The 22308-nt window shown below is 65.2% G+C and carries 19 protein-coding genes; 9 read left to right on the forward strand and 10 right to left on the reverse strand.

Going from position 1 to position 22308, the window contains the following annotated elements:
- From ACI2JH_RS12535 to dnaA, 4 genes are all read right to left on the reverse strand, one after another.
- On the reverse strand, window positions 1–1313 hold a 1313-nt coding region (locus ACI2JH_RS12535), incomplete at its 3' end, for an ATP-binding protein (protein WP_404736337.1).
- Window positions 1314–1422: 109 nt separating this feature from the next.
- Window positions 1423–2517, reverse strand: a complete 1095-nt coding sequence (gene recF / locus ACI2JH_RS12540; protein ID WP_182656597.1) for a DNA replication/repair protein RecF — start codon at window positions 2515–2517, stop codon at window positions 1423–1425.
- Between the two features lie 793 nt (window positions 2518–3310).
- On the reverse strand, window positions 3311–4411 hold the full coding sequence (gene dnaN / locus ACI2JH_RS12545; RefSeq protein ID WP_101098168.1) for a DNA polymerase III subunit beta: 1101 nt from the start codon (window positions 4409–4411) through the stop codon (window positions 3311–3313).
- A 275-nt stretch (window positions 4412–4686) separates the two neighbouring features.
- Entirely contained in the window at window positions 4687–6042 is a 1356-nt protein-coding gene (gene dnaA, locus ACI2JH_RS12550) for a chromosomal replication initiator protein DnaA (RefSeq protein ID WP_404736338.1), read from the reverse strand.
- Window positions 6043–6296: 254 nt separating this feature from the next.
- Here dnaA and rpmH point away from each other — a divergent pair, with 254 nt between their 5' ends.
- From rpmH to ACI2JH_RS12580, 6 genes are all read left to right on the forward strand, one after another.
- Complete coding sequence (gene rpmH, locus ACI2JH_RS12555) at window positions 6297–6437, forward strand: 50S ribosomal protein L34 (protein ID WP_006404565.1); 141 nt, start codon at window positions 6297–6299, stop codon at window positions 6435–6437.
- Window positions 6438–6442: 5 nt separating this feature from the next.
- Window positions 6443–6937, forward strand: a complete 495-nt coding sequence (gene rnpA, locus ACI2JH_RS12560) for a ribonuclease P protein component (RefSeq protein ID WP_101098169.1) — start codon at window positions 6443–6445, stop codon at window positions 6935–6937.
- A complete protein-coding gene (gene yidC / locus ACI2JH_RS12565; RefSeq protein WP_349998579.1) occupies window positions 6937–8634 on the forward strand; it encodes a membrane protein insertase YidC in 1698 nt (565 codons plus the stop codon). Before rnpA ends, yidC begins: the two co-directional genes overlap by 1 nt.
- Window positions 8635–8700: 66 nt before the next feature.
- Window positions 8701–10062 (forward strand): tRNA uridine-5-carboxymethylaminomethyl(34) synthesis GTPase MnmE, encoded by a 1362-nt coding sequence (gene mnmE / locus ACI2JH_RS12570; RefSeq protein ID WP_404736339.1) that lies wholly within the window; start codon window positions 8701–8703, stop codon window positions 10060–10062.
- 185 nt (window positions 10063–10247) lie between these two features.
- The gene (locus ACI2JH_RS12575) at window positions 10248–11297 is read left to right on the forward strand and encodes a YhcG family protein (RefSeq protein WP_404736340.1); all 1050 of its coding nucleotides are present in this window, start codon (window positions 10248–10250) and stop codon (window positions 11295–11297) included.
- Between the two features lie 71 nt (window positions 11298–11368).
- A complete protein-coding gene (locus ACI2JH_RS12580) occupies window positions 11369–12460 on the forward strand; it encodes a glycerophosphodiester phosphodiesterase (protein ID WP_404736341.1) in 1092 nt (363 codons plus the stop codon).
- A 4-nt stretch (window positions 12461–12464) separates the two neighbouring features.
- Here ACI2JH_RS12580 and ACI2JH_RS12585 read toward each other — a convergent pair whose 3' ends face one another.
- The 3 genes from ACI2JH_RS12585 to ACI2JH_RS12595 all read right to left on the reverse strand — a co-directional run bounded on the left by ACI2JH_RS12585 (window position 12465) and on the right by ACI2JH_RS12595 (window position 14797).
- Entirely contained in the window at window positions 12465–12668 is a 204-nt protein-coding gene (locus tag ACI2JH_RS12585) for a hypothetical protein (RefSeq protein WP_404736342.1), read from the reverse strand.
- Window positions 12669–12927: 259 nt separating this feature from the next.
- On the reverse strand, window positions 12928–13704 hold the full coding sequence (locus ACI2JH_RS12590; RefSeq protein ID WP_101098175.1) for a rhomboid family intramembrane serine protease: 777 nt from the start codon (window positions 13702–13704) through the stop codon (window positions 12928–12930).
- 136 nt (window positions 13705–13840) lie between these two features.
- A complete protein-coding gene (locus ACI2JH_RS12595) occupies window positions 13841–14797 on the reverse strand; it encodes a TerC family protein (RefSeq protein ID WP_042612151.1) in 957 nt (318 codons plus the stop codon).
- A gap of 328 nt (window positions 14798–15125) precedes the next feature.
- Between ACI2JH_RS12595 and ACI2JH_RS12600 the strand changes: the two genes are divergently transcribed.
- Window positions 15126–16292, forward strand: a complete 1167-nt coding sequence (locus tag ACI2JH_RS12600) for a class I SAM-dependent rRNA methyltransferase (protein WP_042612152.1) — start codon at window positions 15126–15128, stop codon at window positions 16290–16292.
- 150 nt (window positions 16293–16442) lie between these two features.
- A complete protein-coding gene (locus tag ACI2JH_RS12605) occupies window positions 16443–17672 on the forward strand; it encodes a dipeptidase (RefSeq protein ID WP_404736343.1) in 1230 nt (409 codons plus the stop codon).
- Between the two features lie 59 nt (window positions 17673–17731).
- Here ACI2JH_RS12605 and ACI2JH_RS12610 read toward each other — a convergent pair whose 3' ends face one another.
- The 3 genes from ACI2JH_RS12610 to ACI2JH_RS12620 form a co-directional block, all read right to left on the reverse strand.
- Complete coding sequence (locus ACI2JH_RS12610; RefSeq protein WP_404736344.1) at window positions 17732–19159, reverse strand: amino acid permease; 1428 nt, start codon at window positions 19157–19159, stop codon at window positions 17732–17734.
- Window positions 19160–19295: 136 nt separating this feature from the next.
- Window positions 19296–19928, reverse strand: coding sequence for a leucine efflux protein LeuE (gene leuE / locus ACI2JH_RS12615; protein WP_404736345.1), 633 nt, complete (start codon window positions 19926–19928; stop codon window positions 19296–19298).
- A 94-nt stretch (window positions 19929–20022) separates the two neighbouring features.
- Window positions 20023–20943: a LysR family transcriptional regulator gene (locus ACI2JH_RS12620; RefSeq protein ID WP_404736346.1), complete on the reverse strand. Its 921-nt coding sequence runs from the start codon at window positions 20941–20943 to the stop codon at window positions 20023–20025.
- 92 nt (window positions 20944–21035) lie between these two features.
- Between ACI2JH_RS12620 and ACI2JH_RS12625 the strand changes: the two genes are divergently transcribed.
- A complete protein-coding gene (locus ACI2JH_RS12625; RefSeq protein ID WP_404736347.1) occupies window positions 21036–22043 on the forward strand; it encodes a zinc-binding alcohol dehydrogenase family protein in 1008 nt (335 codons plus the stop codon).
- Window positions 22044–22308: the final 265 nt, after the last annotated feature.

Raw genomic sequence — 22308 nt, forward strand, 5'->3', positions numbered from 1 at the left:
ATGAACAGTTCGGACAGGGCCGGATCCTTCTCCTGGCAGTCGGCGAGCTTGCCCGGCAGGCCGGCGATGTCCAGCGCGCCCTTGCGGCGGGTCAGGTCGCGGGCCTTGCGGGCGGCTTCGCGCGCACGCGCGGCGTCGACGATCTTGCCGGCGATGGCCTTGGCTTCGTTCGGGTTTTCCTGCAGGAAGGCTTCCAGACGCTGGCCGAACGCGTTTTCCACCGCCGGACGGACGTCCGAGCTGACCAGCTTTTCCTTGGTCTGGCTGGAGAAGCTGGGATCGGGCACCTTGACCGACAGCACCGCGATCATGCCTTCGCGCATGTCATCGCCGGTCAGGTTGATCTTGGCCTGCTTGGCGATACCGTTCTGTTCGATGTAGTTGTTGAGCACGCGCGTCAGCGCGCCGCGGAACCCGGCCAGATGGGTGCCACCATCCTTCTGCGGAATGTTGTTGGTGAAGCAGTACATCGTTTCCTGGTAGGAATCGGTCCACTGCAGCGCCACTTCCACGGTGATGCCGCTGTGTTCGCCCACGACCGAGATCACGTGTGGATGCAGGGGGGTCTTCAGCTGGGCCAGATGCTCCACGAAGCTGGCGATGCCGCCTTCGTAGTGGAAATCATCGCGACGACCTTCTCCGCGCTGGTCGATCAGAACGATCTTGACGCCGGAGTTCAGGAACGAGAGCTCGCGCAGGCGACGGGCCAGGATGTCGTAGTGGAACTCGACGTTGTCGTGGAATGCCTTGGTCGAGGGCCAGAATCGCAGCGTGGTACCGCGCTTGGTGCTGGCTTCCACCTGCTGCAGCGGCATCACGGCGGCGCCGTCGGCATATTCCTGGTGGTAGTGGAAACCGCCCTGGTAGATATCCAGCGTCAGCTTCTGCGACAGCGCGTTGACCACGCTGACACCCACGCCGTGCAGGCCGCCGGACACTTTGTAGCTGTTGTCGTCGAACTTGCCGCCGGCGTGCAGGACCGTCATCACGACCTCGGCTGCCGAGACTTCGCGATCCAGCTTCCTGCTCATCTGCTCATGCTTGCCGGTCGGGATACCACGCCCGTTATCCGACACGCCGACCGAGCCGTCTGCATGGATCGTCACCGAAACGTGGTCGGCATGGCCCGCGAGCGCCTCATCGATCGAGTTGTCGACGACTTCGAACACCATGTGGTGCAGGCCGGTGCCGTCGTGGACATCGCCGATGTACATGCCGGGGCGCTTGCGGACGGCCTCCAGGCCTTCCAGCGCCGTAATGCTGTTGGCGTCGTAGGTGCCGCTGTTTGCAGGGGTGTTCTGTTCGTCAGTCATTGCGCTCGCCGTAGGCTCCGCAGGTCGGGCGCCAACGAATGGCGCGCCGAGAAAGAGGGGGTGTTCCAACCTGAATTATACCAGCCGGGCAGGTGTACCCCGGGGGCCACTATGGCACACCCGTGACATGGCCATGTTCCACGTGGAACCGCGCGATATCGGTGCGGTCCAGCAGGGGCACGGGGGTCTCGGTGGCGGTGATGAATATCTGCGCCGGGCCTGCCAGCAGGCGGTCCAGTACCCGGCCTTGATGGTTTCGATCCAGTTCCGACCCCAGATCATCCAGCGCGATCACTGGCCAATGCCCGCGTTCGACCGCATAGTCTTCGGCCTGCGCCAGCAGGCAGGTGAGGGCGGTGAGCTTTGCTTGCCCGCGGGACAGCGCATCTCTTCCGGGGATGCTCCCAAAAGCGACGCTCCAGTCCGCGCGGTGCGGGCCAACCGAGGTATAGCCAGCCTGCCGGTCGCGTTCGCGCGCGAGCAGCAGCGCATCGGCCAGCGAAACCTCATGCCGCCGCCAGCCGGGGCTGAGCGTCAGCGACTGGACGTCCAGCTGGGGGGCGAGGGCGGCGGCAAGTTCCACGGCCCGCACCTGCAGCCGCTCCAGGTAATGCAGACGGCGGCTGGTCAGGGGTTCGCCGGCTTCGGACAGCTCATGGTCCCAGGTGTCCAGCATCCGCGGCGAGCCGCCTTGCTTGAGCAGGGCATTGCGCTGCTTCAGGGCCCGCGAATAGCGTCGCCACAGAGAAAGGAAGTCTGGTTCCACGTGGAACAAGCCCCAATCCAGGAATCGGCGACGGGGTTCGCCGCCGCCGCTGACCAAGGCGTGGCTGCCGGGTTCAAAGGTCACCACCGCCAAGGCCGCGCACAGATTCCCCAGCTGCGCGACGTCTTCACCGTCCAGTCGGCCTTTCCAGTCCTGCCCGGAATGACGAAGACCGGCACGACGGCGTATTTCGCTGCCCTCGGCATTCGATTCGTCCCATTCAACGAAGATTTCCAGCGATTCCTGTCCCTGGCGGATCAAGCCGTCGCGAACCCGGCCGCGGAAGCTGCGCCCGTAGGCCATCAGGTGCAGGGCTTCCAGCACGCTGGTCTTCCCGGCGCCGTTTTCGCCGGTCAACAGGTTGATGCCGGGCTGCGGCAACAGTTCTGCCGCGTCGAATCGACGGACCTGGTGTAGGGAAAGACGGCGGATCTGCATGGAGGGGCGCGGCCGGAACCGACGGTGCGGGAAGTTGAGCGATCTACCAGCTTACTGCATCGGTCAAGTGCCCCCTCAGACGGCAGAGTGAGGCCAGGGCGCGCGCTATGGGGGACGAGTTGGGCTGGGTTCTACGGGTTTGAGGCCGCAATGCTCACCAGATTTCAAGAAATCCAGGCCGGTCCCCGGATACGGTTCCACGTTGTGGGGGCTGAAATCCTTGAATTCTGACCGGCCCCAGCCCACGACCCGTCTCAGATTTCGACGAATCAGCTCCATCCTCGAAGCCGGCCGGAAAAACCTCTGGATGACTTACACACAACCTCTGGGCAATCTGTGGATAAAAAAGGTGGTTGAAGCCGGCCTGAAATCTATCCACAGGTATTCCCCCAGCCCGACACCCTATTTGAGGGGCGTTTCGAGGCCAATAACCTCTTTTCAATCAAACACATAGCCTAGTTATACATGAAATCTGGCCCTACCATCACCACCATGCTTTAGATTTATACCCAGATTTAAAAGCTTGGCAGCCCCTTCGAATAAGCCCGGGAGGGGTGTGGATAGCGCCTACAGTGCAGGGCGAAGCAGGCGGCAATGACGCAGCAGATTCACTCAGAAGTCCGGATCTCTTGCGGGCTGCCGACCGACGCTGACTGACCTCTGCGTCGAATCAGACGCCAGAGCGGCTGAACGTCTCATCCCCGGCGACCGATCTCAATGACGATGCTCCACGTGGAACAAAAAAAAACGCCCGAACAAGTCGGGCGTTTCCTGTTCCACGTGGAACCGAGCGTCAGAGACGCAGCGGCATCACCACGTGACGCGACTTTTCGCTGCTCGCTTCACGCACCAGCGCCGAGGAGTTCGAGTCGCGCAGCTGCACGATGACGAACTCATCGCGCAGTGCCGAAAGCGCATCCAGCACGTAGTTCACGTTGAAGCCGATAGCGAGGTCGCTGACGGTGGTCTCGGCCTCGATCTCTTCCTGGGCTTCTTCCTGCTCCGGGTTGTGCGCGCTGATCTTCAGGTTGCCCGGCGAGACTTCCACCCGGATGCCGCGGTACTTCTCGTTGGACAGGATTGCGGCGCGCTGCAGCGAGGCACGCAACGCTTCACGATCCACCTTGACCTCACGGTCGGCACCGATCGGAATCACGGCCTCGTAGTCCGGGAAACGCCCATCGATCAGCTTGGAGGTGAAGGTCACATCATCGCGCTTGACCCGCACGTGGCTGCGGCCGACTTCCAGCTCGATCTCACGATCACCGCTTTCCAGCAGACGCTGCAGCTCGGTGACGCCTTTGCGCGGCACGATGATCTGGCGCTTGGAACCGCTGGGCTTGGCCAGATCGGTTTCGCACAGCGCCAGGCGGTGCCCGTCAGTGGCAACGGTGCGCAGCGTATCGCCGCGAAGGTCGAACAGCAGGCCGTTGAGGTAGTAGCGCACGTCCTGCTGGGCCATGGCGAACGCGGTGCGTTCGATCAGCTCCTTCAGCGTGGCCTCGCCGATGGCAACGCGCTCGGTGGCTTCCACTTCGTCCACCGAAGGGAAGTCGTTGGCCGGCAGTGTTGCCAGGGTGAAACGGCTGCGCCCGGCCTGCACGGTGATCTTGTCACCGGTCTGCGAGACGGTGATCCGGCTGCCATCGGGCAGGGCGCGGATGATCTCGAAGAGCTTGCGGGCGGGAATGGTGGTTTCGCCGTTTTCGGCGTCTTCAACTGCGATCCGCGACACCATTTCCACTTCCAGGTCGGTACCGGTCAGCGAAAGCTGCCCGTCCTGCACCTGTACGAGGAAGTTGGCCAGAACCGGCAAGGTCTGGCGGCGTTCGACCACATTGACGACTTGCGCCAACGGCTTGAGAAAGGCTTCGCGCTGCAGTGTGAAACGCATGTGGTTCCGTGCCCCTATGCTTTAAAAAATATGGAATAAATCAAAAGCTTGGTGGTGATGGTAGAGCCAGAATTCAGGGAAAACACACTCAAGTATTTGAATACAAAGGGTTTTAATGCATCGAAACCCTATGGAATACCGCCCTTCAAAGGGGGGGGAAAGCTGTGGATGGAATTCCCTGGATCTGGAACGCCTTTTTTATCCACAACATGCCCCGTGCTTGCCCCCGGATTCTGCACCGTTTTGTGCGATGACGCCTCAACGGCGTACGTGCATCATTCGCTCAGCTTGCGAATGAGCTTGTCCCAGTCTTCCCGCAGCTTGCCGTCGGTTTCCATCAACGTCCGGATCTGGCGGCAGCCATGCAGCACCGTGGTGTGGTCCCGCCCAGCGAAGGCGTCGCCGATCTCGGGCAGGCTGTGCTCGGTGAGTTCCTTGGTCAGGGCCATCGCGACCTGGCGTGGACGGGCCAGCGACCGGGTCCGACGCTTGGACAGCAGATCCTTGATCTGCAGGCCGTAATAGTCGGCAACGGTTTTCTGGATGTTGGGAATGCTGATGGCCTGCTGCTGGGCCCGAAGCAGATCGCGCAGGGTTTCCTGGGCGAACTCCGTGGTGATCGCGCGGCCAGTGAAATTGGCCCGCGCGGTCAGGGTATTCAGCGCGCCCTCGAGGTCGCGCACGTTGGAGCGCATCTTCTTGGCAATCAGGAACGCCACATCGTCGGGGATCTCAGCGCCACGTTCGCGTGCCTTGGCCAGCACGATGGCAGCGCGGGTCTCGAAGTCCGGCGGCTCGATGGCAACTGAAAGGCCCCAGGCAAGGCGCGACTTCAGGCGCGCTTCCAGGCCTTCGACTTCGCGCGGATACCGGTCGCAGGTCAGGATGATCTGCTGCTTGCCGTCGAACAGCGCATTGAAGGTGTGGAAGAACTCTTCCTGCGTGCGGTCCTTGCCGGCGAAGAAATGGATGTCATCGATCAACAGCGCGTCCACCTGCTGGAACTGGCGCTTGAACTGATCCATGGTCTTTTCCTGCAGGGCCCGGATCATCGCGCTGAAGAACTGTTCCGAACGCAGGTAGAGCACCTTGGCATGCGGGTTGGCTTCGCGCATCGCGTTGCCGGCTGCGAACATCAGGTGGGTCTTGCCCAGCCCGGTGCCGCCGTACAGCAGCAGCGGATTGTGCGCACGGTCACCCGGACGCTGCGCGGCCTGGAACGCCGCCGCCAGGCCCAGCTGGTTGCTGCGCCCTTCGACGAAGTTGGCGAAGGTGTAGTGCGAATCCATGTTGCCGGCGAACGGCACCACCGGCGCGCTGGCCGCCGGCGGCAGCGCCGGCGAGGCACCACCGCTGAACAGCCCCGGATTCGACGCGATCTGCGTCTCCATGGGGCGCGGACGCGAGCCGATTTCAAGAAAAACGTCGCCAAAACCAGCGAAGTGGGTCAGCAGTTCGCGGATCCTCGGCAGGTACAGCGAGCGCACCTGGTCGACGATGAAGGCATTGGGGGCGAAGAGGATCAAGGCGTCAGCGCGCAGATCAGCCTGCAGCGGCTTCAGCCAGGTGTGAACGTCTTCAGGCGGGAACTCCGCTTCAAGGCGTTCCAGACAACGGGACCAGGCATCCATCGGCAATAATCATCTTGGGCCGGTGGTCAGGCGCTTGAAAGCACCGTCCCGACAGGCCGGAAAGGGGGAAAAGGATGACTCAGACTACCATCGCCGGGCGGCCTCTGGAATGCTTGTCCCGCAGTTATTCACAAAATCATCCACAGCTATTGCACAGCCCCATGAAATCGCGTAGTCACAAGGACTTGACGCGAGGGGGTATGTACCTCTAGAATTTCCGGTTCTTTCCGTCCATTTCATACGAGAGGCCCAACATGGCCACCAAGCGCACTTTCCAGCCCAGCAACCTCAAGCGTAAGCGCGACCACGGTTTCCGTGCCCGTATGAAGACCGCTGACGGCCGCAAGATCCTGTCGCGTCGCCGCGCCAAGGGCCGCAAAGTCCTGAGCGCCTGATTGCCATGCCGCTCTCCGCGGCAGACGCAATCCTTCCGATAGTGAGTACTGCTGACCCGCGCAAGCGATTCCCTCGCTCTGCGCGGGTTCGCACGCGTGCCGAATATTCTACGGTCTTCAACGGCGCCCGCCGGGTGTCCGAACCGCTGATGACCCTTCACTGGCTGCCAGAAGACCGGCCGGCCAGGATGGGTCTGGCCGTTTCACGCAAGGTGGATCCGCACGCCGTAGGGCGTAACCGGATCAAGCGCGTCCTGCGCGACGCCTTGCGACATTGCCGCGCTGACCTGCTGCCGGGCGACATTGTCGTCGTGGCACGTAGTGCTGCGCGTGCCGCCAGCAACGATGAGATCCGCCAGGCCTTCCTGCGCCTGTTGCGACGCCTTGGAGCATTGCCCGCCCCGGTCGTGGACGGCACAATGCCGCCTTCCGACGGCGTCGCATCGCCTTCTTCGAACGAGCCGGCAACACGCCCCGGCACCGCAGAGCCTGTCCGCTGATGAACCAGACCCGTATTTTCCTTGTTTTTGCCTGGCTGATGGTGGCCGTGCTGTTGTGGATGGAGTGGGGCCGCGAAAAGGCTGCACCGCCGGTCACGCAGACCACGACCGCCGTGGCTGCTGCCACCCAGGCCGTTCCCGGCGCCACGCCCGGCGGCGTGCCCGGTGCACAGGTGCCCGGCGCCACTGCCGCGGCGACCACCGCCCAGGCGGCCGCCACCCCGGCCACCCAGCGCGTGACCGTCACCACCGACGTGCTGCGCCTGGTGCTTGATGGCGGCCGTGTGCTGGACGCCGAGCTGCTGCAGTTCCCGCAGACCAAGGCCGACAACAGCCCGCCGGTGCGGCTGCTGACCGAAGACCCCGCGCATCCGTACAGCGCGATCAGCGGCTGGGCCAGTGAAGACAAGAGCGTGCCGGTCCCGGGCGCAGATGGCTTCAAGCTGGTCGGTGACCAGCGTGAGTTCGTGCTGGCCGAGGGCCAGAAGGAACTGCAGATCCCGTTCGTCTGGAACGGTCCGAACGGTGTAGTGATCGACCGCACCCTGACCCTGTCGCGCAACGAGTACGCGATCAAGGTCAAGGACGTGGTCCGCAACCAGGGCACGGCGCCTTGGAACGGCTTCGTCTACCGCACGCTGGACCGCAGCCCGACCATCCTGTCGCGCAGCATGACCAACCCGGATTCCTTCAGCTTCAACGGCGCCACCTGGTTCAGCACCGAAGGCGGCTACGAGCGTCGTGCCTTCGCTGATTACATGGACGACGGTGCGCTGAACAAGAACATCACCGGCGGCTGGCTGGCGATGCTGCAGCACCACTTCTTCACCGCGTGGATCCCGCAGTCCGACCAGGTCGCGCACTACGTGCTGTCGCAGAACAACGGCCGCGACCAGATCGAAGCGCGTGGCCCGGCCTTCAACGTCGCGCCCGGCCAGCAGGTCAGCAGCGAAGCCCGCCTGTGGGTGGGTCCGAAGCTGGTCAACCTGATCGCCAAGGAAGACGTGAAGGGCCTGGACCGTGTGGTCGACTACAGCCGCTTCTCGCTGATGGCGGTGATCGGCCAGGGTCTGTTCTGGGTGTTGAACCAGGTGCACAAGCTGGTCAACAACTGGGGCTGGGCGATCGTCGGCCTGGTGGTGCTGCTGAAGATGGTGCTGTATCCGCTGTCGGCGGTGCAGTACAAGAGTGGTGCGAAGATGCGTCGCTTCCAGCCGCGCATCGCGCAGCTGAAGGAACGCTATGGCGATGACCGCCAGAAGTTCCAGACCGCGATGATGGAGCTGTACAAGAAGGAAAAGATCAATCCGATGGGCGGCTGCCTGCCGATCCTCATCCAGATGCCGATCTTCTTCGCCCTGTACTGGGTGCTGGTGGAGTCGGTCGAACTGCGCCAGGCGCCGTGGCTGGGCTGGATCCAGGACCTGACCGCGCGCGATCCGTACTTCATCCTGCCGGTGATCAACGTGGCAGTGATGTGGGCCACGCAGAAGCTGACCCCGGCACCGGGCATGGACCCGATGCAGCAGAAAATGATGCAGATGATGCCGATCGTGTTCGGCGTCATGATGGCCTTCATGCCGTCCGGCCTGGTCCTGTACTGGGTGGTCAACGGCGGCCTGGGCCTGCTGCAGCAGTGGTGGATGACCAAGCGCCACGGCGGCGACCCGGTCCCGGCCATCGCCACCAAGAAGTAAGCCGCACAGGAACCCGCCGCAAGGCGGGTTTCCTGCTTCTGGCCGACGGCAGACCAACCCCGCACAATGACCGCCATGGATACCACCGCTACCGACACCATCGTTGCCATCGCCACGGCCGCCGGCGCAGGCGGGGTGGGCATGCTGCGCCTTTCCGGGCCGCGTGCGGCGACCATCGCCCACCTGCTCGGGGCACCCGTGCTGCGTCCGCGCCACGCGCATTACGCGCGCCTGCGCGATGCCGACAACGAGGTGATCGACGACGGCATCGTGCTGTGGTTCCCGGCGCCGAACAGTTTCACCGGCGAAGAAGTGGTGGAACTGCAGGGCCATGGCAGCCCGGTGGTGTTGCAGCAGCTGGTTGCACGCTGCATCGCGCTCGGCGCGCGCCAGGCGCGGCCGGGTGAGTTCAGCGAGCGCGCATTCCTCAATGGAAAGCTGGATCTGGCACAGGCCGAGGCGATCGCCGACCTGATCGCGGCCGGTGACCATCGCGCCGCACGCGCTGCACGCCGCTCATTGGACGGGGTGTTCTCGTGCCGCGTCGACGAGGTGGCCGAACAACTGGTCAGGTTGCGCATCCACGTCGAGGCCGCCATCGATTTCGCCGACGAACCGCTGGATACGCTGGGCGGTGAACAGGTGCGGCGTGGCCTGCTGCAGGCACGTGAAACCTTGGCGCTGCTGCGCCGCGATGCCGAACGCGGCCGCCGCCTGCGCGATGGCCTGCACGCGGTACTGATCGGCCCGCCGAATGCCGGCAAGAGTTCGCTGCTCAACGCGCTGGCCGGCAGCGAGCGGGCGATCGTCACCGACATCGCCGGCACCACCCGCGACACCCTGCGCGAGACCATCCGCCTGGACGGCCTGGAGCTGACCCTGGTGGATACCGCCGGCCTGCGCGATGGCGGTGATGCGATCGAACGCGAAGGCATGCGGCGTGCGCGGGTGGAGATCGAGCGCACGGATCTTGCGCTGATCGTGCTCGACGCACGCGATCCCGCCGCCGGTGAAGCGGCGATCGGCGCATCGGTGCTGGACGTGCCGCACAAGGTCTACATCCACAACAAATCCGACCTGCTGCCGACCGGCACGGGGCAGGGCGGCGATGACCCGGACCGGGTGTTCGTGTCCGCCGCGACAGGTGCCGGCCTGGACGACCTGCATGCGCGCCTGCGTTCGATCGCCAGCGCCGGTGCCGGCGAACAGGTGGACGGTGAGTTCTCCGCGCGCACCCGCCATGTCGACGCCATCGAGCGCGCGCAGGAACATGCACTGCAGGCCGATGGCGAACTGGCCCACGAACACCTGGAACTGGCCGCCGAAGAACTCCGGCTGGCGCACGAGGCGCTGGGCGAGATCACCGGCGCGATGAGCGCCGACGACCTGCTCGGCCGGATCTTCTCCAGCTTCTGCATCGGCAAGTAGGGTGGGAGCCGCCTGGCAGAGCCGACTTCAGTCGGCTGCCTTGCAATGGCACAACGACATCCGACGATAAGCGGACGACAGGAATTCGTCCGCAATCTTCAGTAACAACAATGATCAGTTGAAGATAAACGCATGGTGCGACCCTTCCTCGCAGCACACGCTGGTGTGACTGCCGGAAGACTGCCATGACACAACACCCCATCGCGCTGATCACGCCGCCTGAAGGCTATGCGGATTGGTTGGACGAGCTGAAACACCGCATCAATTCTGCCCAGCAACGCGCCGCGCTGGCCGTCAACCGCGAGCTCGTCCTGCTCTACTGGGAGATGGGACGGGACATCCTCGTCCGCCAGTCCGGGCAGGGATGGGGGAGCAAGGTCATCGATCGCCTGGCCCATGATCTCAGGCTGGCCTTCCCCCACGCCAAGGGCTTCTCGCCGCGAAACCTCAAGTACATGCGTGCCTTCGCCGACGCTTGGCCGGACCCGGCATTCGTGCAACAGGTCGTTGCACAATTACCTTGGGGCCACCAACTGACTCTGCTGGAAAAGCTGTCGACTGCCCCACAACGCATCTGGTACGCGAACCAGGCCATACAGCACAACTGGTCGCGGAGCGTGCTGGCGCTGAACATTGAAGGAAAACTACTCGAGCGCACTGGCAACGCGATCACCAATTTCGAGCTGCGCCTGCCCAAGGCGCATTCAGACCTCGCCCGCGAAACACTCAAAGATCCCTATCGGTTCGACTTTCTTGCGGTAGGACGCGAGGCCAGCGAGCGCGAGCTGGAAGACGGCCTGGTCCGGCACGCCACTGATTTTCTCCTGGAGCTCGGCGCCGGTTTCGCATTCGTAGGCAGGCAGGTGCTCATCGAAGTGGCGGGGGAAGAGTTCTTCATCGATCTACTGTTCTACCACCTGCACCTTCGCTGCTATGTCGTCGTAGAGCTGAAGGCGGGCAAGTTCAAACCCGAGCACCTGGGGCAACTGGGTTTCTATCTGACGGCCGTGAACCAGCAGAAGAAGCGGGCCGATGACAATCCAACCCTCGGACTGCTGTTGTGCAAGGAGCGCAACAAAGTCGTGGCGGAGTACGCCTTGAGTGAGAACGTGCAACCGATGGGGGTTGCCGAGTACAAGGTGCTGGGACCGCTGCCCGAACCGCTGCAGACAAGCCTGCCCAGCATCGAACAGCTCGAGAAAGAGCTTGCAGACGCCCCGACCCTGGCCGGGTGACCGAGCTACCTCCCCCTGTCATATTGCAGACGCATACTCGCCGCATTCGTCATCCACCAAGGGGATAGTCCGTGAAGTCGTGGGGTTGTGCAGTGCTGTTGTCGCTGGCCGTGGCACCATCGTTGGCCATGAGCGCCGAATCTTCATCAGCTGCACCGGGCAAGGCCTCGGTCTATGCCCACCGCGGGGCCAGTGCGCTGCTGCCCGAACACACCTTGGCGGCCTATGCACAGGCCATCACCGATGGCGCCGATTACATCGAGCCGGACCTGGTGATGACCAAGGACGGGCAGCTGGTGGCCCGCCACGAGAACGAGATCGGCGGGACCACCGACGTCGCTTCCCGCGGGGAGTTCGCCGATCGCCGCACCACCAGGACCATCGACGGCGAACAGGTCGAGGGCTGGTTCACCGAAGACTTCACCCTGGCCGAACTGAAGACGCTCTACGCACGCGAGCGCCTGCCACAGCAGCGCAGCACCGCCTTCGACGGGCAGTTCCGCATTGCCAGCTTCGATGAAATCCTGGCTTTCCTGGTGCAGCAGGCCGGCCGTGCCAACCGGGGCATCGGGCTGGTACCGGAAATCAAGCACCCCAGCTACTTCCAGTCCATCGGCCTGCCGATGGAAGACAAAGTGCTGGCCGCGCTGCAGGCCAACCCGTATACCAAGGTGGGTCCGGTGACGCTGCAGTCCTTCGAGACCGCCAACCTGCGCTACCTGCGCGGCAAGATCGGCCGCGCCAGCAACATCCGCCTGCTGCAGCTGACCTGGAAGGGCGACGCCAAGCCGGCCGATGTGGCCAGGGCGGGCGGCGCACTGACCTATGCACAGATGCTGACGGCTGCCGGTCTGGCGGACATCGCGACCTACGCTGACGGCATCGGGCCGGAGCTGCGTTCGATCATTCCGCTGGACGGCAAGGGCGCGCTGGGTGAGCCGACCACGCTGGTACAAGATGCGCATGCGGCGGGATTGATGGTGGTTCCCTATACCTTCCGTCCGGAGAATCTTTTCATCGCCGCCAACCTGCGCAGCGGTGATGCCAACGCACGCAACCCCGATGGCTCCATCGCTGAAATGCGTGCCTACCTCGCCACCGGCATCGATGCGTTCTTCACTGATGATCCGGCGCTGGGGCGCAAGGCCGTCGACGGTCGCTGAGCCGCTACTTGCCGGCAGACAGGCTGGAGCCGCGGCCGCGGCGCAACGGACAGCGACGCGGGTCGCCACATCGGCAGCAGCGACTGGCCACGGGATCGCGCGACGCGATATGCAACACCAGCAGGCCCACGACCAGCAGCAGGCCGCCAATCACCAGATACAGCAGCGTGTCGTCGATCGATGTGCCAAGGGGCGGGATGGCTCCCATGCGGTGTTTTCCTCGCAGCTGGCCACGTGCATGCAGCGCGGTGGCGGACGGTGCGGGTTGGCGTGCCGGCGCTCCAGGTCAATAGAAACGGGACGCCAAACCCGGCTGGGCCTGTGGGCTCCAGCCGGTACATGGTGGACAAGGCGGTCAAGCCGCGTCTATGACGGAAATTTGAAAGTGGAGGAGCGTGACGACCAACGGTCGTCACCCACCAGAAGCAGCCAACGGTCGTCACCCACCAGCAAAGGCCGTCCGGAGATCAGCGCGGTGCGTCATCCTGGCCTGAACGCCGGAACGGCAGCACCACGTAGTCGTGGCCTTCGCGTGGCTGCCACAGCACCGGCACCTGGCGCGGCGAGGGCGGCTCCAGCTCGTCGTCGGGCAGCGCTTCGATGGCATCTTCTTCGTCTTCCCAGCTGTAGCGCGGGCGGGCCGCCATCGGGTCGCTGTTGCGGAACAGCAGCGCGGCGATGATGCCGGCGAATGCGCCGCCCATGTGCGACTGCCAAGACACCCCAGGGGTATGCGGCAGCACGGTCATCAACATTCCGCCGTAGAACAGCATGCCGATCAGCCCGGTGGCGATGGCGGCGCGGTCGCGGCGCAGCAGGCCCAGGCTGGCCAGCAGGAACATCAGGCCGTGGGTGACGCCACTGGCGCCGAGGTGACGGCTGCCCGGGTCGCCCAGCAGCCAGGCGCCGACGCCGGAGCCGATCCACAGCAGCGGCAGCGCGCGCAGGGTCGCCTTCGGATAGACGCTGCCCGCCAGCGTGCCGAGGATCAGCAGGGCCACGCTGTTGGCGGCGATGTGTTCCACCGATCCATGCAGCAGCGGTGCACCGAGCAGGCCCAGCAGCCCGGCCATTTCCAACGGTGCCACGGCCCATGGCCGCCAGTCGAAGTAATCCTGCAGCGCGAATACCGCGACCAGCAGCACCACGGCGCCGAGGCTCAGGTTGAAGGCACGCAGGATGCGCAGGCGGTCGGGAGGCGGGGCCGGGTCGGCGCCGGCGGGCACGGGTGCGTTGGCGTTCATATCCAAGCAATGGCGGTGGCGGGGGAGAAACCAACCCCGGCGGGGTGGGAAAATAAAACGGGCCGGCGGGACAATCCCGGCCGACCCGTTGCTGCAGCGCGCGCTGCCGGCCCCGCAGGGCCGGTAACGCGATCGATCAGGCCTTGTCGTGCTTCGGCGGGATCTTCAGGCTCAGCACCACGGTGATGGCGATGATCAGCGCGACCACGCCCAGCGAGATCGGGGTCGGGATCTTGAACAGGTCGATGATCATCATCTTGATGCCGATGAAGCCCAGCACCAGCGCCAGACCGTACGGCAGCAGGTGGAAGCGATCGGCCATGCCGGCCAGCAGGAAGAACATCGCGCGCAGGCCCAGCACCGCGAACACGTTCGAGGTCAGCACGATGAACGGGTCGGTGGTGATGGCGAAGATGGCCGGAATGCTGTCCACCGCGAAGATCACGTCGGTCACCGCGATCAGGATCAGCACCGCGAACAGCGGGGTGTACCAGCGCTTGCCATCGCGCATGACGCTCATCGCATTACCGGCGTAGTCCGGCAGCAGGCGCAGGTGCTTGCGCATCCAGCGCAGCGCCGGGTTGGTCTCCAGGTCAGGCTCCTGACCGGCCGAGAACCACATCTTCCAGCCGGTGAACAGCAGGAAGGCACCAAACACGTAGAGCAGCCAATGGAACTTGGTGATCAGCACGCTGCCGGCGAAGATCATGATCGTTCGCAGCACGATTGCGCCCAGGATGCCGATGATCAGCACCTTCTGCCGCTGTTCCTCAGGGACCGCGAAGTAGCCCATGATCATCAGGAAGACAAAGATGTTGTCGACGGCCAGCGCCTTTTCGACCAGATAGCCGGTGAGGAACTCCAGGCCGACCTTGTTGGCCACCACCTGTCCGGCGGTCTCGTTCAGGTAGTACCAGAGGCCACCGTTGAAGGCCAGGGCGAGCAGCACCCAGCCGATCGACCACCACAGGGCCTCCTTGAAGGTGACCTTGTGCGGGCCGCCGTGGCGCATCAACACCAGATCGACCAGCAGCGCGATGATCACCACCGCGCCGAAGCCGAGCCATAACCACAAATTACCGATCGTCTGCATGGGTTTGTCCGTTGGGAAAAAGAAAAAAGCCTCAAGCCGGACGGCGAGGATCTGCAACGGAGGATCGGGAGGGGGATCCAGGGACAGAGCTTCGCCGTACGGCGAAGGTCTCGCTCGCAGCCCCGATGTGGTGGGACTGCCGTTGCACCGGAGCCTGCGGGCTCGAATTGACGGCGACAACGTTGGGAGCTACTCCCCTTCTGGGGCCGATTCTGCGGGCATCCCGGCGCCGCGTCAATCACCGGGTAGTGACGGCTGCTGGCCGTCAATCGCGCGAATCGCGGGGACGGTCGGCGGCCCTGCCCACCCCAGCGATTACAATAGCCCGATGAATACCTCTGCCCCCTCAGTCCGTCTCAAGAATGCCTGGCGTTCCAGCCACCCGTGGATCTTCCAGAAACTGGTCGAAAAACCGGCCGTCCGGCCCAAGCCCGGCACCATCGTGGATGTCTTCGGCGTGGAAGGGGACTTCATCGGGCGGGGCTTCTACAACGGGCATTCGCGCATCGCCGTGCGCATCCTGGAAACCGACGAGCGCGTGCCGGTCGACGCCGGCTGGTTCTCGCGCAAGATCGCCCAGGCAGTGGAACTGCGCCGTGACGTGCTGAAGCTGGATGCGGTCAGCGATGCGTGGCGCGTGGTGCACAGCGAAGGCGACGGCCTGTCCGGGCTGGTGGTGGACCGTTACGGCGACCTGGTGGTGGTGGAATTCTTTGCCGCCGGCATGTTCCGTCACCGCGAATGGATCTACGAGGCGCTGAGCGAGCAGTTCCCGGGCTGTCGCTTCCACAGCTTCGCCGACGAACACGTGCAGAAGCAGGAAAGCTTCGATTTCCATGGCAACACCACCACCGAGGCCTCGGTGATCACCGAGTACGGCGTGAAGTTCCGTGCCGACCCGGCCGGCGCGCACAAGACCGGCTTCTTCGCCGACCAGCGCGACAACCGCGAGTGGCTGAGCCAGCAGGTCGAAGGCAAGACCGTGCTCGACCTGTGCTGCAACACCGGCGGTTTCGCGGTGTACGCCGCCGCACGCGGCGCCAGTGAAGTGGTGGGCATCGACATCGACGAGGACGTGATCCAGATCGCCAAGGGCAACGCCAAGCTCAACAACGTGCGGCCGAAGTTCGTGCAGTCCGACATCTTCCCGTGGCTGCGCGATGCGGCCAACCGCGGCGAGCAGTACGACGTGGTGATTCTGGACCCGGCGAAGATGACCCGTGACCGCGACCAGGTCATCAGCGCGCTGAAGAAGTACCTGGACATGAACAAGCTGGCGCTCGGCGTGGTCAAGCCGGGTGGCCTGTTCGCCACGTTCTCGTGCACCGGCCTGGTGGCCGAAGACCAGTTCCTGGACATGCTGCGACGTGCAGCGTTCTATTCCGGCCGCACCATCCAGATCCTCAAGGTCTCCGGCGCCGGTCCCGACCATCCGTTCATGGCCCACGTGCAGGAATCGCGTTACCTCAAGGCGGTGTTCTGCCGCGTGCTGTAACCGCAAACCCGGTGGGTGACGACCAAACCCGGTGAGGACCAAACCCGGTGGGTGACGACCGTTGGTCGTCACCGCTTCCGCACCCGCCCACCTACCCAGCCCAGCGCGTCAGCGCTATCGTCAGGTCTCCCCGTCCCCGGTGAGACCTGCATGATCCTGCGTCGCCTGCCGCTGCTGCTCGCCCTGGCGCTCAGCACGCCGCTGTCCGTCCATGCCATCGATTTCAGCCCCGCCGAACTGCAGCGCGCCAAGTCCCTGCAGCAGCGCCTGCTGACTCTGGACAGCCATCTGGATACGCCGGCCAACTTCGCCCGCGATGGCTTCGACATCGACAACCGCCATGACCACAACGCGTTGTCCCAGGTGGACTACCCGCGCATGGTGGAAGGGGCGCTGGATGGTGGCTTCTGGGCGATCTACACCGGCCAGGGTGACCGCAGTGCCGCGGCCCATCAGCGTGACCGCGATGCCGGCCTGCAGCGGTTGCTCGACATCCGCACCATGCTGGCCGCCAATGGCGACCGCTTCGCGCTGGCGCTGACCCCGGCCGATGCCGTGCGGATCAAGGCCGGCGGCAAGCGCGTGGTGTTCATCAGCATGGAAAACGCCAGTCCGCTGGTGGCCGACCCCAGCCTGCTGGGCTTCTACCACCAGGCCGGGCTGCGCATGCTGAGCACCGTGCACTTCGCCACCAACGAGTTCGCCGATTCGGCCACCAACCCGAAGGGCCCGGAGTGGAACGGACTGAGCCCGGCCGGCCGTGCGTTGGTCAACGAGGCGGTGAAACGGGGCATCGTCATCGACCAGTCGCATGCGTCCGATGCAGTGTTCGACCAGCTCATCGCGATGATGCCGGTACCGTTCGTGCTGTCGCACAGCTCAGCCAGGGCGATCCACGACCACCCGCGCAATCTGGACGATGCGCGCCTGCGCCAGCTGGCCAAGGCCGACGGGGTGATCCAGGTGAACGCCTATGGCGGCTATCTGGTGGATCCCGGCAAAAGCCCCGAGCGCAAAGACGCCGAAGACGCGCTGAGCAAGCGGCTGGGCGGTTGGGAAGGCATGAGCATCGCGCAGGGCGAGGAACTGCAGCGCGGGGAAGAGGCGCTGGACAGGCAGTACCCGGTGCGCCACGCCAGCCTGGATGACTTCTTCGCGCACATGGGCCACATCCTCGACGTGGTGGGCCCCGAACACGTTGGCATCGGCCTGGATTGGGACGGCGGCGGCGGCCTGACCGACCTGCGCGATGTCAGCCAGCTGCCGAAGATCACCGCCTGGCTGCTGCGCCGTGGTTACGACGAAAAGCAGATCGCCGGCATCTGGGGCGGCAACCTGCTGCGGGTGATGCAGCAGGCGCAGGATTACGCCCGCCCCTGACCACGCGCTAGTGACGGCCGCCGGCCGCCACCGGATTGATGGCCAGCGGCCGGCATTACCTACCGGCCCAGCACCGCATTGCGGCGGCTGTACAGGAAGTACACCGCCAGCCCGATCACGTTCCAGATCAGGAAATACAACTGCGTGCTCTGCGGCAGGCTGAAGAACAGGTACACACAGCCCAGCGCGGCCGCCGGGCCGACGATCCAGGCCAGCGGCGTGCGGAAGGTACGAGCGCGCTCCGGCTCACGGCGGCGCATCACCACCAGGCACACGCCCACTGCGGTGAAGGCGGCCAGCGTGCCGGCGTTGGCCAGTGCGGCGATTTCATCCAGCCGCGCCACGCCGGCCAGTGCCGATACCAGCAGGGCACTGAACAAGGTGGTCGCCACCGGCGTGCCGGTGCGCTTGCTGACATTGGACAGGCGGCGCGGCAGCATGCCGTCGCGGCCCATGACGAAGAACACCCGGCTCTGGCCGAACATGAAAGCCAACAGCACGGTGGGCAAGGCCACGATGGCCACGATGCCGATGATCAGCGCGGCGGTCGGGTGACCCAGCTGGCGCATGATCAACGCCAGCGGCTCGGCACTGCTGCCGAACACCGCATAGCTCATCGCACCGACGGCGGCCAGCGCGACCAGCATGTAGATGATGGTGCAGCCGACCATCGAACCAATGATGCCGATCGACAGATCGCGGCCCGGATTCTTGGTTTCTTCGGCGGCGGTGGCGATCGCATCGAAGCCGTAGAAAGCGAAGAAGATGATCGCCGCCGCCGCCATCACGCCACGCTCCAGCCCATCCGGGCCCAGCGATTTGGCGAAGCCATAGGGCATGAACGGCTGCAGGTTGGCGCTGTCGAAGGCGGGCAGCGCCACCGCCACGAACACGCCCAGCGCGATGATCTTCAACACCACCAGCACCGCGTTGAGCGTGGCGCTTTCCTTGGTGCCCAGCATCAGGCCACCCGCCACCAGCCAGGTGATCAGCACGGCCGGCAGATTGAACAACCCCCCTTCCACGTGCGGACCCGCCGACAGCGCCAGCGGCAGGCGGATGTCGATGCCCATCTGGTTGTTCACCCATTCCAGGAAGCCGACGAAGTAGCCGGACCAGCCGACCGCCACGGTACTCACCACCAGCGAGTACTCCAGGATCAGGCTCCAGCCGACCACCCACGCGAAGATTTCGCCGAGCGCGGTGTAACTGTAGGTATAGGCACTGCCCGAGGCCGGCATCATCGTTGCCAGCTCGGCATAGGACAGCGCGGCGCAGGCGCAGACCGCACCGGCGATGGCGAAGGAGATCAACACCGCCGGGCCGGCCAGGTTGGCGCCCACACCGATCAGCGTATAGATGCCGGTGCCGACGATGGCGCCGATACCCAGCGCGATCAGGTGCGGCCAACTCAGTGTGCGGACCAGCTGCCTTCCGGCTTCATGGACGGTGACGGTATCCAGGGATTTGCGCCGGAGCAAAGACATTCGGGCCTCGTGGTGACTGGGAACGACAAGTGCCCGAGTGTGACCGAATGCGGCGCAGCATTACTACTGACGGACGCTCATTGACAAACCGCTTGGCGCTGCACCCGGCAACCGCTGCCGGAATCGGCACAATGCCTCAGCCATTCAGTCCGAGCCGGATGCCGAAGCCCAGCAGGAACACCCCGGCCACGCGCCGCAACACGTCGCTGATGCGCGGATGCTGGATCAACCGACGGCGAGCCAGGTTGCCCGCCCCGATCAGCAGCGAGCAGTACGCCACGCTGACCACGAAGATGATCCCGGCCAGTGCCGCGAAGGTGGCCACGCCCTGGTGCTGGCGCGGGTCGATGAACAGCGGCAGGAAGGCCATGTAGAACAGGATGGCTTTCGGGTTGAGCAGGCTGACCAGGATCGCCTGGCGGAAATAGTGGCCCGGCGCCAGCCGCACGCTGCCCGGCAGGTCGCTGCCGTCGGCTTTCGGCGTGCGCAGCAGGCTGATGCCCACCCACACCAGGTAGACCGCGCCCAGGTACTGCACGGCATGGAACACGGTCGGGTTGGCTTTCAGCAGCGCGGCCACGCCGGCCAACGCCAGCCACATCAGGATCTGGTCGCCCGCCAGCAGGCCGGCCAACGCCGTGTAGCCCCCCCGCACGCCACCGCGGCCGGTGGCGGTGAGCAGGGTGAAGGTGCCTGGACCCGGCAGGGCCAGGAACACCAGCACGGCGACCAGGAAGGTCCACAGGTCCTGGATGCCCATCCACGGCATGGCGGCTCACTCGTTCAACGCAGGGGGCTTCATTGTAGTGACGGCCAGCGGCCGTCACCCACCAATGCGGAGAGCTGACGGCCAGCGGCCGTCACTACCGTGCGGTGGGCAACCCTTGCAGCAACGGCGTCAGCCGCTCACCCAGGAACCCATGCAGCTGCCGCACCGCCGGCGAAAACTGTTTGCGGTGCGGGCAGACCAGGTTCAACGGCAGGCTCTCGCCCTGGCCGTCCAGCAGCACCTCCAGGCGTCCTGCACGCACGTCATCGCCGACATCCAGCCACGATTTGTAGGCGATGCCTTCCCCGTCCACCGCCCAGCGCCGCACCACGTCGGCGTCGTCGCACAGCATCGCGCCACGCACGGCCACCACGCTGCGGCGGCCGTCCTGTTCAAAACTCCAGCGATCGTGGGTGCGGCCGCCCAGCTGGTACAGCAGGCAGGCGTGGTCCTTCAGCGCATCCAGACTGTCCGGCGCCGGGTGCGCCTGCAGGTAGGCGGGAGACGCCACCAGCACGCGGCGGTTGCCCGCCAGCAGCGGCAGGGCGACATAGCTGGCGTTGTCGAAGCGGCCCAACCGGAAGGCGATATCGACCGGATCGCGGAACACGTCGGCCACCTGGTCGGACAGCTGCAGATGCAGCTGCAGCCGCGGATGCGCGCGGCGGAACGCGGTCAGCCAGGGCAGCAGCACGTTGCGGCCCAGGTCCGATGGCGCGGCCACCTGCAGGGTGCCGGCCAGTTCGGCGGCTTCACCCTGTACCCGCGCCTGGCCTTCGCGCAGCGCTGCCAGGCCTTCCTGCGCATAAGGCAGGTACTGCGCACCTTCGGCCGTCAGGCGCAGGCTGCGGGTGGTGCGCACGAACAGCCGCAGGTCAAGCTCGCGCTCCAGCCGCGCGATGGCTGCGGCCACCTGACCGGGCAGCAGATCGACCTCGCGCGCTGCACGGCTGAAACTGCCCAGCGCCGCGGTGCGCACGAACAGCTGCAGGTCGTCAAACCGGACCATTTTCACCACAACAGAGAAAGTGATGCCTGATTCTGCGCCTTTCCAGCGTCACCTGCAGCGTCCATCCTGAGCGCCTCCCCCCGCTGCGGAGTTACCCCATGCGCGCTGTTGCCTATACCCACGCCGGCCTGTCGCCGGAAGACGCCAGATCGCTGGTCGATATCGATCTGGACACCCCCACCCCGGGCCCACGCGACCTGCGCGTGGCAGTCAAGGCAGTGGCGGTGAACCCGGTCGATGCCAAGGTGCGCCGCAACGCCGCCACCGAAACCCCGCGCGTGCTCGGCTTCGACGCCGTGGGCGTGGTGGATGCGGTGGGCAGTGAGGTCACCCTGTTCCAGCCCGGTGACGAGGTCTACTACGCCGGCGCCATCGATCGTGCCGGCAGCAACGCCGAATACCAGCTGGTGGACGAGCGCATCGTCGGCCGCAAGCCGTCCAGCCTGGACGATGCCAGCGCTGCGGCGCTGCCGCTGACCGCGATCACTGCTTGGGAACTGCTGTTCGACCGCCTGCGCATCGCCGAAGGCACCGGCGAAGGCCAGACCCTGCTGGTGATCGGCGCGGCCGGCGGCGTCGGCTCGATCCTGGTGCAGCTGGCACGCCAGCTGACCAGGCTGACCGTGGTCGGCACCGCCTCGCGCCCGGAAACCCAGGACTGGGTGTACGCGCTGGGCGCGCACCATGTCATCGACCACAGCCAGCCGCTGTCCGAAGGCCTGGCGCGGCTTGGCATCGCGCACGTCGAGCACGTGGCCAGCCTGACCCACACCGACCAGCATTACGCGCAGATCATCGAAGTGCTGGCACCGCAGGGCCAGCTCGGCCTGATCGACGACCCCGGCCAGCTGGACGTGATGGCGCTGAAGCGCAAATGCGCCTCGCTGCACTGGGAGTTCATGTTCGCCCGGCCGCTGCACCAGACCGCCGACATGCAGCAGCAGCACGCCCTGCTCAACCGCGTCGCCGGCCTGATCGATGCCGGCGTACTGCGCACCACGCTGGGCGAAAACCTGGGCCGCATCAACGCCGCCAACCTGCGCCGCGCGCACGCACTGATCGAAAGCCAGAAAGCCAAGGGCAAGATCGTACTGGAAGGCTGGTAAACCCGGCCCCCACGCCTTTTTCAACGCGGCCGGAAGCGCGCAGGAAACTGTCAGCGGGTCGGGCGGGTGGGGTTTGCAGGACGCTGAGCCGCACGGATGCGGCGATGCAGCCTACATGGACGTACCTGCGGCGTGTCCTGCAAACCCCCCCCCCCCCCCCCCCCCCCCCCCCCCGCGGGTGGGCGGGCCAACCCCCCGGGGGCCAACCCCGAGGCCCCCCCCCCCCCCCCCCAGAGAACGCCCCCCCCCCAAAAAAACGCCATGA

The sequence above is a fragment of the Stenotrophomonas sp. NPDC078853 genome (assembly GCF_044901215.1).
In the GTDB taxonomy this organism is placed as follows: Bacteria; Pseudomonadota; Gammaproteobacteria; order Xanthomonadales; family Xanthomonadaceae; genus Stenotrophomonas; species Stenotrophomonas lacuserhaii.

Excerpts from the sequence above, each read along its gene's own strand:
- dnaN (WP_101098168.1), bottom strand. The coding sequence starts at position 4,411 with ATGCGTTTCACACTGCAGCGCGAAGCCTTTCTCAAGCCGTTGGCGCAA.
- ACI2JH_RS12595 (WP_042612151.1), bottom strand. The coding sequence starts at position 14,797 with ATGCAGACGATCGGTAATTTGTGGTTATGGCTCGGCTTCGGCGCGGTG.
- ACI2JH_RS12585 (WP_404736342.1), bottom strand. The coding sequence starts at position 12,668 with ATGGGAGCCATCCCGCCCCTTGGCACATCGATCGACGACACGCTGCTG.
- ACI2JH_RS12600 (WP_042612152.1), top strand. The coding sequence starts at position 15,126 with ATGAATACCTCTGCCCCCTCAGTCCGTCTCAAGAATGCCTGGCGTTCC.
- recF (WP_182656597.1), bottom strand. The coding sequence starts at position 2,517 with ATGCAGATCCGCCGTCTTTCCCTACACCAGGTCCGTCGATTCGACGCG.
- ACI2JH_RS12575 (WP_404736340.1), top strand. The coding sequence starts at position 10,248 with ATGACACAACACCCCATCGCGCTGATCACGCCGCCTGAAGGCTATGCG.
- dnaA (WP_404736338.1), bottom strand. The coding sequence starts at position 6,042 with ATGGATGCCTGGTCCCGTTGTCTGGAACGCCTTGAAGCGGAGTTCCCG.
- ACI2JH_RS12605 (WP_404736343.1), top strand. The coding sequence starts at position 16,443 with ATGATCCTGCGTCGCCTGCCGCTGCTGCTCGCCCTGGCGCTCAGCACG.
- rpmH (WP_006404565.1), top strand. The coding sequence starts at position 6,297 with ATGGCCACCAAGCGCACTTTCCAGCCCAGCAACCTCAAGCGTAAGCGC.
- rnpA (WP_101098169.1), top strand. The coding sequence starts at position 6,443 with ATGCCGCTCTCCGCGGCAGACGCAATCCTTCCGATAGTGAGTACTGCT.
- leuE (WP_404736345.1), bottom strand. The coding sequence starts at position 19,928 with ATGCCGTGGATGGGCATCCAGGACCTGTGGACCTTCCTGGTCGCCGTG.
- mnmE (WP_404736339.1), top strand. The coding sequence starts at position 8,701 with ATGACCGCCATGGATACCACCGCTACCGACACCATCGTTGCCATCGCC.
- ACI2JH_RS12625 (WP_404736347.1), top strand. The coding sequence starts at position 21,036 with ATGCGCGCTGTTGCCTATACCCACGCCGGCCTGTCGCCGGAAGACGCC.
- ACI2JH_RS12590 (WP_101098175.1), bottom strand. The coding sequence starts at position 13,704 with ATGAACGCCAACGCACCCGTGCCCGCCGGCGCCGACCCGGCCCCGCCT.
- ACI2JH_RS12610 (WP_404736344.1), bottom strand. The coding sequence starts at position 19,159 with ATGTCTTTGCTCCGGCGCAAATCCCTGGATACCGTCACCGTCCATGAA.
- yidC (WP_349998579.1), top strand. The coding sequence starts at position 6,937 with ATGAACCAGACCCGTATTTTCCTTGTTTTTGCCTGGCTGATGGTGGCC.